General features: G+C 57.1%; 14 protein-coding genes and 1 tRNA gene. 6 read left to right on the top strand and 9 right to left on the bottom strand.

What is annotated here, in order from left to right; all coding sequences use genetic code 11:
• Window positions 1–24 precede the first annotated feature (24 nt).
• Together ACZ46D_RS07525 and ACZ46D_RS07520 are read left to right on the top strand one after the other, a co-directional pair.
• Complete coding sequence (locus tag ACZ46D_RS07525; protein WP_464926839.1) at window positions 25–381, top strand: HesB/IscA family protein; 357 nt, start codon at window positions 25–27, stop codon at window positions 379–381.
• A gap of 87 nt (window positions 382–468) precedes the next feature.
• Window positions 469–948 carry a hypothetical protein gene (locus ACZ46D_RS07520; protein ID WP_464926838.1) on the top strand — a complete coding sequence of 160 codons (480 nt, stop codon included), beginning with the start codon at window positions 469–471 and terminating at the stop codon, window positions 946–948.
• A gap of 30 nt (window positions 949–978) precedes the next feature.
• On the opposite strand, the gene ACZ46D_RS07515 is transcribed toward ACZ46D_RS07520, so the two are convergent.
• From ACZ46D_RS07515 to ACZ46D_RS07495, 5 genes are all read right to left on the bottom strand, one after another.
• On the bottom strand, window positions 979–1,782 hold the full coding sequence (locus tag ACZ46D_RS07515) for a M90 family metallopeptidase (protein WP_464926837.1): 804 nt from the start codon (window positions 1,780–1,782) through the stop codon (window positions 979–981).
• Window positions 1,783–1,855: 73 nt separating this feature from the next.
• Window positions 1,856–3,787, bottom strand: coding sequence for an ATP-binding protein (locus tag ACZ46D_RS07510; RefSeq protein WP_464926836.1), 1,932 nt, complete (start codon window positions 3,785–3,787; stop codon window positions 1,856–1,858).
• 149 nt (window positions 3,788–3,936) lie between these two features.
• Window positions 3,937–4,368: a helix-turn-helix domain-containing protein gene (locus ACZ46D_RS07505; protein ID WP_464926835.1), complete on the bottom strand. Its 432-nt coding sequence runs from the start codon at window positions 4,366–4,368 to the stop codon at window positions 3,937–3,939.
• Window positions 4,365–4,667, bottom strand: a complete 303-nt coding sequence (locus tag ACZ46D_RS07500) for a type II toxin-antitoxin system HigB family toxin (RefSeq protein WP_464926834.1) — start codon at window positions 4,665–4,667, stop codon at window positions 4,365–4,367. The genes ACZ46D_RS07505 and ACZ46D_RS07500 overlap by 4 nt, the downstream gene beginning before the upstream one ends.
• A gap of 128 nt (window positions 4,668–4,795) precedes the next feature.
• Window positions 4,796–5,995, bottom strand: coding sequence for an amidohydrolase family protein (locus ACZ46D_RS07495; protein WP_464926833.1), 1,200 nt, complete (start codon window positions 5,993–5,995; stop codon window positions 4,796–4,798).
• 120 nt (window positions 5,996–6,115) lie between these two features.
• On the opposite strand from ACZ46D_RS07495, the gene ACZ46D_RS07490 reads away from it, so the two are divergent.
• Window positions 6,116–6,190, top strand: a tRNA-Val gene (locus ACZ46D_RS07490).
• Window positions 6,191–6,233: 43 nt separating this feature from the next.
• Here the strand turns inward: ACZ46D_RS07490 and ACZ46D_RS07485 are convergent.
• The 4 genes from ACZ46D_RS07485 to ACZ46D_RS07470 form a co-directional block, all read right to left on the bottom strand.
• The gene (locus ACZ46D_RS07485; RefSeq protein ID WP_464926832.1) at window positions 6,234–6,479 is read right to left on the bottom strand and encodes a YheU family protein; all 246 of its coding nucleotides are present in this window, start codon (window positions 6,477–6,479) and stop codon (window positions 6,234–6,236) included.
• 92 nt (window positions 6,480–6,571) lie between these two features.
• Window positions 6,572–7,276, bottom strand: a complete 705-nt coding sequence (locus ACZ46D_RS07480) for an RluA family pseudouridine synthase (RefSeq protein WP_464926831.1) — start codon at window positions 7,274–7,276, stop codon at window positions 6,572–6,574.
• Between the two features lie 256 nt (window positions 7,277–7,532).
• Complete coding sequence (locus ACZ46D_RS07475) at window positions 7,533–8,186, bottom strand: Fic/DOC family protein (protein WP_464926830.1); 654 nt, start codon at window positions 8,184–8,186, stop codon at window positions 7,533–7,535.
• Between the two features lie 18 nt (window positions 8,187–8,204).
• Complete coding sequence (locus ACZ46D_RS07470; protein ID WP_464926829.1) at window positions 8,205–8,672, bottom strand: DUF2058 domain-containing protein; 468 nt, start codon at window positions 8,670–8,672, stop codon at window positions 8,205–8,207.
• Window positions 8,673–8,812: 140 nt separating this feature from the next.
• Between ACZ46D_RS07470 and ACZ46D_RS07465 the strand changes: the two genes are divergently transcribed.
• The 3 genes from ACZ46D_RS07465 (at window position 8,813) to ACZ46D_RS07455 (ending at window position 12,854) form a co-directional block, all read left to right on the top strand.
• A complete protein-coding gene (locus ACZ46D_RS07465) occupies window positions 8,813–9,163 on the top strand; it encodes a hypothetical protein (RefSeq protein WP_464926828.1) in 351 nt (116 codons plus the stop codon).
• Window positions 9,160–11,301, top strand: coding sequence for a Tex family protein (locus ACZ46D_RS07460; RefSeq protein ID WP_464926827.1), 2,142 nt, complete (start codon window positions 9,160–9,162; stop codon window positions 11,299–11,301). The genes ACZ46D_RS07465 and ACZ46D_RS07460 overlap by 4 nt, the downstream gene beginning before the upstream one ends.
• 332 nt (window positions 11,302–11,633) lie before the next feature.
• Window positions 11,634–12,854 carry a class I SAM-dependent methyltransferase gene (locus ACZ46D_RS07455; RefSeq protein ID WP_464929266.1) on the top strand — a complete coding sequence of 407 codons (1,221 nt, stop codon included), beginning with the start codon at window positions 11,634–11,636 and terminating at the stop codon, window positions 12,852–12,854.
• Window positions 12,855–12,919: the final 65 nt, after the last annotated feature.

Raw genomic sequence — 12,919 nt, 5'->3', positions numbered from 1 at the left:
TTACCATGAGCTTAGGAGGCTTTTATGAATATTACCATTAAAGAAAAAGCAGAGGCGATGCTGAACAGCAAGCTGACCCCGGGCCAGTTCCTGCGGGTTTTTGTCAAGGAAGGAGGGTGTGCCGGCCTGACCTACGGCGCGGAAATCGCCGGCGAGATGAAGGGCGGGGAGAGTGTGGTCCATACGGCAGGAGCGATCCGGATTGTAACGGATGAAGCGAGCGGGAAATTTCTCGACGGTCTGGTCGTGGACTACTCCGACGAGCTGATCAACGGCGGGTTGCAGTTCACCAATTCCAATACGAAAACCACCTGCGGCTGCGGCCAGAGCTTCAATCTGCAAGGGTTCCCGAAGATCGAAGGCGGCAAGTGCAAAAGCTGAACCAACGTGTTCGATACGAGCTTACCCGCAACGTCTGCCTGGCGTGAAAATGGGGGGAGTGCCCCTGATTTCCCCTGCGGAGGAATAATGGAACCGGATATTTTTCAAATTGTGGAAGAAGCGATCACTCTTGAACTCAATGTCGCCGAGCTGTACCTGCTTTTTCATCATAAATTTCCCGACGATTCTGCTTTCTGGTGGCAACTTGCGTTAGAAGAAAAGAGCCATGCTGCTTTGCTTCGAAGCGGAGGGGAGTATCTTATTAAGACCGGGAAATTTCCTCCTGAGATCGTGCCGGATGCGCTCAATCCCCTTGTTGCGGTGAACAAAAGATTGGAAACAATCTTGGCGGAAATACAGGAAAGGACTCCATCACGGGAGGAGGCCTTCCGTTTGGCCATACAACTGGAAGAGTCTGCCGGGGAAATTCATTTCGAAACTTTCATGAAAATGCCTCCCAGGACCACGGACGAGGAACTGTTTCAGATACTGAACCAGGACGATAAGGATCATGCCCGCAGACTTCGTGACTATGTGAAGGGAAAAGGAATCTATCAAGAAGAGTAGTGAAATGCCGCGAAAGGAAAAGGGGGTCAATCAGCTTTCCACGGGGCAAGTGCGATTCACGCGCCCTGCCGGATTCTGGCGATAGTAGGCGGCGAGGACACCGTAGAGCTCTGGGGCGTGCTTCTGGAGGGCGAGAGGCCGGTCGAAGAATGTTTCCGTGGCTACGGCGAAGAACTCGGCCTCGTTCGTCGCCCCGTAGGCATTGAGGAAAGTTTTGTGGCCTTTTTCGGCCAGGCGGCGCAGTCGCAGGAATTCGTGGGAGCACACGGTCACCCATTCGGCCAACTGGTCGCGGTCAACGAGGGGCGGAGTGCCGTTGGCGGAGCCGCTGAGCATGTCGAGTTTGTGGGCAAACTCATGGTAGACGACGTTATGACCCTGCTCGGGGTGGCGCGCGTCGTGAAGAACGGTATCCCACACCAGGATCACCGGACCCTGCTGGTTGAAGGCCTGACCCAAAAGAGGAACCGAGCCCTCCACGGGGCCATCCACGCGCTCGAAGAAACCGGGGTGGTGCGCGGGGGGCACAACGGTGGAGGGGTAGACGAGAATCGACTCCACGTTGCGATAGTAGTCGTGGGGAAGTCCCAGTTGCAGGAGGCATGCCTGGGCCGCAATGGTGACACGAATCTCATCGGTGAGGTCAAGGCCGCCGCATCCTTCCCAGTCTTTCTCCTCCAGAAATACCTGGATCATCGCGCGCAACTCAGCGCGCTCGGCGTCATCGAGCACGCAGTAGTGGGCCACGTTCGTACGCATAAAGGCTTCCCACGCAGGAGGGAACAGGCGGTTTCGCGCCTCGGCACGGCGATGATCACGGAGCCAATGAAACATGGGCGACACCCTCGTTAATTAAGTATGCTGTCCCCGGAATTAGCCTGCAGCAGAATTTTTATGATGTCGGATCTTATGCCCAGGGCAAGCTTCCCTGTTCTGGCCGAGAAAAAACACGCTCCAGCAGCCCATCTGTCGACTGGTTTCCGTAACGAACAGCCAGAACATCTCGTAGTTTCAGCAGTCTTCGGTTTGCTGTATCAACAAGAGTTCCGAACGTAGTTGCGCGGACCCTGCCGTAGTCGCGGATTTCGTTACGTAGCGTCTTATCCTTAGCAACTCCAGTAGCGACTTTTTGCCCAACAACCCACGCGCATATGTAGGGAGCTCCTGAAATGACACCCGATGCAACGATGTCTTGCACGTAGCCGTCCGCCTGGTTGACCTCCTTGCGCGTCAGCTCGAATCCGCCTTTTTTTAACTCAATCAGCAAGATATGCTGCATTTGTGTCAGTGTAGGATCGCCCGGGTCAAAGGATTCTATGCCAGTCAATTGGCACGTTGTCCTGTCTGACAACACAACAATATCAGGGCGATTCTTCTCATTGATGAACTGCGCACCCGAATTTTTAAACAGTTCTTTTGCCACAGTCTGGAGCGTAGCATTAGAGCAGTATTCTTGTGATTCAAACTCCGGACCGAACAACCAGCGAGAGCGAAGTATCATGGGATGAAGCGTGTGCAGCTCATCAGTTTTGGGGTCATCTGCTAAACGGTGAATGGTTTCGATTACGCTAATTCGGCTGTCGATCTCATCGAGCACACGCAGGGCATCCTTCACCGTCCATTCATCCAATAGTTGATCGAGCCCATCAACATCGTCGGGAAGGAGAGTTGACAGCTTTTGTAACAAGGCAGCGCCGCTCTTGGATTTTTCCAAATTGATGACAGCTTTTACCGCCGTCGCCAAAAAATCAGGCGAGATAGTTGGATGAATTTGCGCAATAGCCTTAGTAAACTCGGCGACTTCTAGCCGTGCACCTTGCCCCAAAGCGGCAAGTTCTCTACGGTTCTGTGCAAGAGCGTCAGTTGAGGATTCATCGACGATTTGAGAAGCTAGTTCCTGAGCGACCTTGCCGATATGTTCGGCCGTTGCCCTGTAAAGTTCCTCAACAATATTCGTTCTCCGGAATCCCGTCCAATCTGTCTCGATTTCAGTTTCGAAACCTGCGGTATCGACAATGACCTTATAGCGCCGCGCAAAGCGCGTGCGGCCATCGAAGCTGACCGGGCCGACTGTCCACGATGGCGTGCCGACAAGTCTGCGTTGTACCCAGAATGCGATACCCTGATGCACGGATGAATGGTTGAGCCGAGTTGAGTCAATCACGATTATCGTGGCCGAGTGGCTTGCGTCTATTGCCAGCGTTGACTCGCTCACCTTGCCCTCGATTTGGTGAAATGCAAGCGATTGGCCGTTGACCCGGATACTGAATTCGGGGTCGTGAATAAACCGCGTCGACAGGACGGTGAGGATTTCGTCAGCATCCATGAGCTTGCGAGCCACCTCTACCGACAGGCGTGTCCCGCTACCTTTACTCTTTGCAAGATTCTCGCTGCGCAGCACGAAAGGGCTTGGGCCGGAGTCCGTTCCAACGGTGAAAATAGCCATCACGCCATCACGCCAAGTTTCAACTTGGTATTCATTGGCAAAGCACAACAGACCATGCCGCCCGACACCATTGCGTCCGTAAGCTTTGCGTGGGCGCCTTGTATGTCCTGGCGGGAACTCGACATTCTGGCCTTGATGCCTGAGTCGATCGTAGCCAAGAGTCATCCACCGGCGCTTGAACTGCTCTGGTGTCATACCGTGTCCGTCATCGGTCACGATGAGCGAGCCTCCGATTTCATCGGGCAATATGAGATCAACCCGGCTTGCACCGGCATCCCAGGCATTAGCTACCAGTTCTGTAAGCGCCACCTGTGGGACGTGAGCTATTTGCCCTAACTCGCGTAGTAAATAGTCCTCCTCGAAAAGCGAGATTTGGATGGGTAAATTAGACATAAGCCGGTTTCTCCTGGTGCCAAATCGATAGAAAGCCCTGCGCAGAATTCCAGGGACGTAATACTTAATTCCTGTCTATCCCCAGATCAAAAATCACCTAAATTTTGGAAATCAGAGACATCTTCCCATATTTTTGTTTTTGAATTTGCTCAAATAAAAACCGCCGGGGAAACCCCGAAGCGGGCTGCCAGGGCCTTGGCCTGTCTGGCGTTGATCTCGCGTTTGCCCGTCAGTATCTCGCTTACCACGGATTGCCCGCCGATCTCCTCGGACAGATCGGTCTGCTTGAGCCCGTGCTGCTCCATGAAGAACCGGAGAACGGCCCGTGGTTCCGCCTCCGGAACGGGATGATGTTGTGTCTCGTAATCCTCGACCAGTTGTCCGACCAGATCGAGAAAATCAGCCAGCTCATGGCCTTCATCGTCGCCGACCGCATCGATGAGGCTGTGCAGCAACGCAACCACCTCTTCAAATTGTGCCTCGGTGCGGATGGGCGTAAGGCGGACCGGCAGCGCTTCTTGCAACGAGCGCCACGCCGGAGCGATTACCGCCGGATCAATGGCATGGCCTGCGGGGATCATTTTCCTTTACTCCTGTTCTGTTTGCACCAGCGGTCATACTCGGGATGGGTGAACACATGCCGGATGTAGACCTTTTGCCGGTTGTAGTGGATCACGGCGATGATTCGGAAGCTGTTGCCGCCTATGTCGAAAATCGTGTACGCATCAGCGTAGTCGGCCGACCGGAACGTTTCCCGCACGTCGCTGAAGCTGGAAAAGTTTGATCTGCTGACCACCCTGTACCAAGATTCCAGGGGAGACTTGGCGGTGGGGTGAATTTTCCAGAAATCCTCCAGCGCTTTCTTGGCGATCACGTGCATGGTTCAATCCAGTATATCGCAATTTGCGATATTTGAAACTGTTTTTTTCTGCGGCTCGATTGCATGGTTGTCTTGGGGGAAATCAGGGCCACTCTCCCAGTTTCTGTGCAGGGTGCAAAGCGCTCCTGTTACGCCGTCTTGACAGGATTTTTATGATAGGCGATGCTGGGTGCGCCGTCAACATAGATGCCTTCCAGATAGGAGAGTTTTCTTGGCAGTTGTTGCACCGTGCCCCTGGCAATGAGGAAGGTTGCTTTCCGCCCGACCGTTAGCCTTCCCAGCTTCTCCATGCCGAAGAACTCGGCGCCGTTTTCCGATCCGCAGCGGATGGTCTCCTCAAGTCTATAGCCGGCCTTGAGAAACAATTTCATCTCCTCGGCCATGGACTCGCCGTGGAGGATGCCGACACTGCCGGCCCCGGTTCCCACCGCCGTTTTTACGCCCAGTTTTCTGGCCAAACGCAGTTGCGCGAGTTGTTCGGCGAGCATCTTCTGCCAAAAAGCCTCCGCGCCTGGGACCGGTTTTCCCGGCGCCACATAGCGAATGGAGAAACGGCACGCCACCTCGCCGCCGGAGCTGGCACCGTCCAAACCATTTTTGGCCCGCAGGACGCTGGGAATCCACAGCACCGCCTGCTCCGCCATTTTCCGGAGATTGTCCTCGCCCATGCCGTATCCCTGTTCAATGGCATCGCACCCCGCCGCAAGCGCCTCCGCTACCTGTTGCACGCCATTGGCCACCACCACCGCCTTTCTGCCGCCTCGGTGGTGGAGAATCCGGCCTAGCTCTTCAGGGGTAAGCCGGGGAGAGGGGGCTTCCTGGTCTTCGATATTGGGGGAATAAGCGATCTTGAGAAAATCGATGGATACCGGGTTGGTGGCGGCGCAATCCTGGCTGCTCCGGCAGAGAGGACCGGAGGTGCGGATGTCGATGCTGCTCCCCTGGGCCAGCCCCTCTCGATACTGTGCCACCAGGCCGCTGGGATCATCGCTGTCGGCCACGCCCAACACTCCGTAGGCATGGCAGTAGCGGATATGCCGCTCCAGCATGGCGGTCTTTTCCGCCAGGCCCGCCTCCTCGGCGGCTAGCCTCACCCTGCTGTCCACGGAGGGCGAGCGCGACAGGGAGACGCTGCAGTCAACCAGCGGGGGCACAATGATGCAGTGCGAGAAGCCGTCGATGGCAGCCCCGTCATGGCGGGGAAGGTCTGCGGCGGAGCCAATGGCGGTAATGATGGTGTCTGTAACTTGCAGAAAGACATCCCTGCGCACCTCACCGCCGCTGCCGTCGATAAAGCTTCCTGCCACGATGTATCGAGTTGCGCCCATGCTGTGTGTTTCCTTATCTCTGCGGTCGCAGAATTCCGGGGCCGCTCCCCGCTTTTTTTTGCCGCGGCAAAGTTCGGTTGTTGACGGCAACGGAATGTTCTATTATTCAATAAACCATCAGGGCGATTAGCTCAGCGGGAGAGCACTGCCTTCACACGGCAGGGGTCACTGGTTCGATCCCAGTATCGCCCACCATTTGAACACCCTGCGAATGGTTGTAAAGTGGCTCAGCCGCGATTCAGCGGCCCACAACAATATTCGTTGTTTCTGAATTCAGATCAAAAACTATCTTCACCTTCCGGTTTCGCAGTTGCTGCATGACCTGGCCGACCTTATCCTCCAGCGTGCAGCCGGCGTCCCCCCAATCTGCCCCGTCTCTCGTAACAAACTCCTGGATCACATTCCGCAACGTCTCCGGGTCGAGCCGCTCGTAAGGGACATCGATTCCTTCTTCGCCCGAGCCGATAGGTTTCTTTTCTGACACGACTCACCTCAACAGAATTATGCTTAATGGGAGCAGGGCCAGGCTGCATTTCCGGGGCACCTTACTTAAATTACTGCCAACCACCGCAGGTGCTATTTCCCGAGCAGCCGGACAAACTCCTCCGGCATCCCGAGCTCAAAGTGCATTTCCTCGCCGCTGTGTGGGTGGATAAAGGATAGCGAGCGGGCATGGAGAGCGAGCCGCCTGCAAACCAGTGGGCCGTTCCCGTATTTTTTGTCCCCGGCCACGGGATGGCCCTTTTCCGCGAAATGGACCCGGATCTGGTGCTTCCGGCCGGTGAGGAGATGGATCTCCACCAGGCTTAAGCCTTTGCCCTCCCGCAACACCTTGTAGGCCGTATGGGAGAGCTTGCCCTTGGCCTGGTCCTGGGTTGAGTAGACCTTCTGCGCCGCATTCTCGGCCAGGTAGGAGGTGATCGTTCCTTCTTTGGGCGTTAGCCGTCCGTGGACGATGGCCAGGTAATGCTTGTTCGTATCCTCCCAATGCTCCTGCAGGTATTGCTTGGCCTGTTCGCTTTTGGCAAAAAGCAGGATGCCGGAGGTGTCCTTGTCCAGGCGATGGACCACATACACCCGGTGGCGCGATCTGGGATCGCCCTTGCGCACATAATCGTTGAGCAGATAATGGGCGGTGCGCTCCTTTTCCCGGTCGGTGCCGATGGTCAGCAGCCCGGCCGGTTTTTCCACCACGAGAATATCCTGGTCCTCATGGAGGATGGGCAAGCCCCGCGGTTGCCGCTTCTTGGTTGGACGGGGGTGATTGTGCGGAGGAGCCATTTCAGTTCTACCTTCCTGAGTTCCCAGCTTCCAAAATGATCTCCCCCTCTCCCGGAAGGCCGGGGCCCTCATGAATCGAGTGTATTTTTGCCTTGTTTCTGGTATAGTCAACTCATGCGTACGAAAAGCCTAAAAGAAACCAATCCCTACCTGAAAACCCTGCACATCCGGGAAAAAGGGCTGTGGTCCAGCGTCTCCTCATCCTCGGCGATCGAAGGCGTCCATGTCGCCAAGGAAAAGGTCACCGGCTCAACGGTTATTTCTCCTCATACGTCTGAAGAGTCCGAGAAATCACGGCATTGAAGAATTTCTCCATTGGCCGGTAGTCTCTTCCCATCCCTTGGCGGACGGCCGCAAAATACTCCTCTTTCTTTTTTCCTTCAAATTCACTGAAATCCAACGGCGGCAATCCGGCTTGCAGAGCCATGAGCGTTGCCAGGAGCCGTGACAATCTGCCGTTTCCTTCCCGGAAGGGATGGATGAGCAGAAGTTCCGTATGCACAATCGCCAGAGCCAGAGCCTGCTCTTCTTGGTTTTTGAAATTGCAGGGGGTATAGCGGTTCAGTTCGTTTTTCTCGAAATCCGCCATCAGTTGCGGAATAACCCTGGGCAAGGCAAAGGTGAATCCCCCTTTGCTTATGGTCACCTGGCGGTATTTCCCGGCCCACTCATAGACCGGGCCGAGCCATTTTTTATGCATGGCGCAGATGTCGGCCGCAGTGAATCGGTGCTCCTGGTCGTATATCTCCGTCAACTGATCAGTGACCCGATACAGCTCCCTGGTTTCAACTTCTTCGATGGCCTGCTTGTCCTGTATCCGGAGGGAGTTCTTGAGCACCAGCCCGTTTGAACCCTCCTCGTACTGATCCTCAGCCAAACCCGTGGTTTTATATCGTCCCGATTTTTTCATGCTATGCCGCCAGTCTCTTTATCCCTTTTCATGAAAGACCACCACTGCCTCCTGGTCGCGGCTCGCTATCTGGCGGGCCACCTTGGCCGGCACCACCTCGTAGCCGGCGCCGAGCTTGACGATGGCCAGCTGGCCGCGGCTGAGCTGGTCGGTTATCTCCTCGGAGACAAAGATCCTCTTGATCCTGTTCTGCTCGACAAAGTTGTAGGGCTCGCCCCGGTCATCCTTGGGCAACCGGTTGGTCTCGATGAGCTGCTTTACCTGGGCCTTCTGCTCCCGCAGCCGGGTCTCTTCGGCGCGCTGGAGGTTGAGCTCCCGGTTGCGCTGATCCTTGGCCGCCTGCTCCTCCCGCGCCTTGTTGGCAACATCGGGGCTTTTGCCGTCGTTTTGCTTGCGGCTGATCCGTTTTTCGTGCTCGGCCTTCTTGGCCTGTTTTTTACTGGCCAGCCCGGCCTTGAGAAGCTGCTCCTGCAACGGGTTTGCCATGTGCTTTTCCTTGCAAAATGATTCAGCGGCCAGCTTTTTCCGCGATGATGGTCTTTGCCTTGCCCATAAAAGAGCGAATTATTGTCCGGTATTTGACCATATTCGCCAGGGGATGCAAAGTGATATGATGGGGGCTAGGGGTGGACCTTCTTGCTGAAGAAGAGCCAAGGCAGGGGATAGGCTTCATTTGTCTGTTCTGTCTGTTCATTTCTTTGCTTGCCCAAAGAAACGAACCAAAGAAAGGGCACCCTGTGTCCCTTGTCCCGCCGAAGGCGGGATGCCCGGAGTTTATGCCCCGCATGGGGTACTCCTCGATGCTGCCGGGGCTTTGCAAACTCGGCTTCGCCTCAAACAGTGCAAAGCCCTTTTTCGGCAGCCTCTCCGGTGCTCGGCTGCGGGCCAATGGGATTTTAACTGCCTTAAGAGCAAAGGAGTTGACTGATTTTGCTTGGAAAGCAGAAAAAACAATTGGCGCTGTAGCGAAAATATGAATACAAAAGCAACCATGAATCAACACCAGGAAATCATTGCCCAAGAGCTGAAGGTCAAGAGTGGTCAGGTGGCGGCCGTGGCCACCCTGTTGCAGGACGGGGGCACGGTGCCGTTTATCGCCCGCTACCGCAAGGAAGCCACCGGTCTGCTGGATGAAATCCAGATCACCGCCATTCGGGATCGGCTCCTGCAACTGGCGGAGCTGGACAAACGGCGGCAGGCGATCATTGCCTCTTTGAGCGAGCGGGAGCTGCTGGAGCCCAAGCTGCACCAGAGTCTTCTGGCCGCCCCCAACCTGACCATCCTCGAAGATCTCTATCTGCCGCACCGACCCAAGCGCAGAACCAGAAGCAGCATTGCCATGGAAAAGGGGCTGGAGCCTCTGGCCCGCGCCATCTTCCGCCAGGATCAAACGCCGCTTGCCCCGGAAAGATTCATCGACCCGGAAAAAGGGGTGGCCAGCGCGGAGGAGGCGTTGGCCGGGGCCCGGGACATCATCGCCGAGTGGCTCAACGAAGATCCCGCGGCCCGGGCCGCGCTGCGGCAGCTCTTCGGGGCCAAGGGGCTGATCGTCTCCAGGGTGGTGAAGAAAAACCAGGAGGCGGGCGCCAAATTCCGGGATTATTTCGAGTGGCAGGAACCGGCACCCAAGGTGCCGAGCCATCGCTTGCTTGCCATGCTGCGCGGGGAAAACGAAAAGGTGCTGACCCTGACCGTGCGTCCGCCGGAAGAGGCGGGTATCGAGCTGTTGCGGAAGCGATATGTCAAAGGCAGCGGGGCAGCAGCGGCCCAGGTTGAGCTTGCGATTCAGGACAGCTACAAGCGGCTGTTGGCCCCGTCCCTGGAAAACGAGCTGCGCACCCATCTCAAAGAGCAGGCCGATGGGGAGGCGATCCGGGTTTTTGTCGACAACCTGCGCGAGCTGCTCCTCGCCCCGCCCCTGGGCCGCAAACGGGTCATGGCCCTGGACCCCGGCTTTCGCACCGGGGCCAAGCTGGTCTGCCTGGACGAACAGGGCAAACTCCTGCACCATGCCACCATCTATCCCACCCTCTCCGCCAACCAGAGCCAGGAAGCCGGCACGGTCGTGGCCGAACTCTGCAGGCAGTACCGGATTGAGGCCATTGCCATCGGTAACGGCACCGCAGGCCGGGAGACAGAAGCCTTTGTTCGGGGGCTGGGCTTGCCTGCAGAGATGATCATCACCATGGTCGATGAGAGCGGGGCCTCGATCTACTCCGCCTCGGAAACCGCCAGGCTGGAATTCCCCGACCATGACCTCACGGTGCGCGGCTCGGTTTCCATCGGCCGGAGGCTGCAGGACCCCCTGGCCGAGCTGGTGAAGTTGGACCCCAAGGTCATCGGGGTCGGCCAGTACCAGCACGACGTCAACCAGGCGGCGCTGAAAAAGAGCCTGGACGATACGGTGGCCAGCTGCGTCAACAGGGTGGGGGTGGAGTTGAACAGCGCCAGCGCCGAGCTGCTGACCCATGTTTCCGGCCTGGGTGTGGGGCTAGCCCAGAATATCATCAAATACCGCAATGAAAACGGCCCCTTTGGAAGCCGGGCGGAGCTGCTCAAGGTTCCCCGGCTGGGGGGCAAGGCTTTTGAGCAGTGCGGTGGATTTTTACGGATCCGGGGCGCAGCCAATCCCCTGGATGCCAGCGGTGTCCACCCAGAGCGCTACCGGATCGTCGAACAGATGGCCAAGGATTGCGGCTGCCGGGTCATCGACCTCATCGAACAGCCGGAGATGCGGGAGAAGATCGAGGTCAGCCGCTATGTCACCGAGGCGGTGGGGCTGCCGACCCTGCACGATATCCTGGCCGAGCTTGCCAAGCCGGGCCGCGACCCGCGGGCAACCTTCACCGAATTTGCCTTCGGCGAAGGGGTCAACTCCATCGCTGACCTGCAACCGGGCATGCGGCTGCCGGGGTTGGTCACCAATGTGACCAAGTTCGGGGCCTTTGTCGATATCGGCGTGCACCAGGACGGGCTGATCCACATCAGCCAACTGGCTGACCGCTATGTGAAGGAGCCGGCAGAGGTGGTCAAGGTGAGGCAGCAGGTAATGGTCCGGGTGCTGGAGGTTGATGTTCCGCGGAAAAGGATTGCGCTTTCGCTTAAGGAAGGGTGAGCAATGGGCGGGTTTTTGAGCCCTAAGCAATCCGATAGCAAGAGGAATGTGTTTGTTCATTTCTTTGCTTGCCCAAAGAAACGAACCAGCAGCGAAGCGGCGAAGAAAGGGCCCCCTGTGTCCCTTGTCCCGCCGAAGGCGGGATGCCCTGTGCTCCTCGATGCTGCCGGGGCTTTGCAAACTCGGCTTGCGCCTCAAACAGTGCAAAGCCCTTTTTCGGCAGCCTCTCCGGTGCTCGGCTGCGGCCAATGGGATTTTAACTGCGATGGAACAAAAAGCTCTAACTGAGATTGCTTGGGAATCTTATATAATGGTGCATGCTGATGACTGAGATGACTGAGACCAAACCAGGGCCCAAAGAGATGCCAAACCAATGCGGACTTTTTTTCAGCCTGCTGGAAGATTGTCTGACCCGGAACACCTTTGTCAAACTGGTGCTGGGCAAATACCATGGGTCGGAACCGGGGCTGGACCGGGTCTTTGTCCGCCGCCTTACCCTGAAGGAGGGGGAGTGTCTCTCTTTTCTCTTTCGCTACCAGACCAAGGACGTTACCAAGAACCTGCCGATCCCGGCGGGGATTGCGACTGTCCGCGAATTGTTTGCCGCCTCGTTCAACAACGTGCATCTGCAGACCGTAACCGAGGAGGTGCAGCTCTCGGTGAACAAAAAGGGCCGATACAATCTGCAGCGGGGCAAGGCAGCGCCGAGGGAGGTCTCCCCCCAGGCACATGACCGCGAGAAGGAGCGGTTTCTCGATCTGGCTGCGCCGTTTCTCAAGGAGCTGGGGGTTACCAACGGGCAGCAGCAGCTCATCCCCTCCATGTCGCGCAAGTGGAAGCAGATCAACAAGTTCATCGAGGTTCTGGACCATGCCATCGTCGCCTCGAAGCTGAAAGAACAGGAGCGGGTGCGGGTGGTTGATTTCGGTTCGGGCAAGGGCTACCTGACCTTTGCCACGGAGGAGTACCTGCGCGCCGGCCTGGGGCTCAAGCCCCAAGTGATCGGGGTGGAATTGCGAGAAGATCTCGTCAGCCTGTGCAGTACAGCCGCTAAAAGGCTGAAGCTCGACGGGTTGTCTTTCGTGCAGGGCGATATCCGGAGCTACACGCCAAAGGGGATCGACATCATGATCGCCCTGCACGCCTGCGACATGGCCACGGATTACGCCATCCACTTAGGGATCCGCGCGGGGGCTTCGATCATCATGTGCGCCCCGTGCTGTCACAAGCAGATCAGGCCGCAGATGCAGAGCCCGGAGCTGCTCAGGCCCATGCTCAAGCACGGCATCCATCTGGGCCAGGAAGCGGAGATGGTCACCGACTCCCTGCGCGCCTTGCTCCTGGAGGCCTCCGGCTACGAGACCCAGATCTTCGAGTTCGTTTCCCTGGAACACACGAGCAAGAACAAGATGATCCTGGGGGTGAAGGGGAGCGGGGTGGCGAGGCAGGCGGAGATTTTGACCCAGATCCGGGGAATCAAGGAGTTTTACTCCATCCGGGAGCATTGCCTGGAGAACCTGTTGCAGGCGGACGGCTTGGGGCAGGGCGGCTGAAGACAAACAACACAAGGTCGCGTCTCTGTGTGGCGTTTTTAGGGGCGGACCTGCAAGGAGGAAGC

The sequence above is a fragment of the Thiovibrio sp. Mzg5 genome, assembly GCF_055379285.1.
The sequence above is the reverse complement of the archived record's forward strand: the minus strand, read 5'-3'. Positions and strand labels throughout refer to the sequence as shown.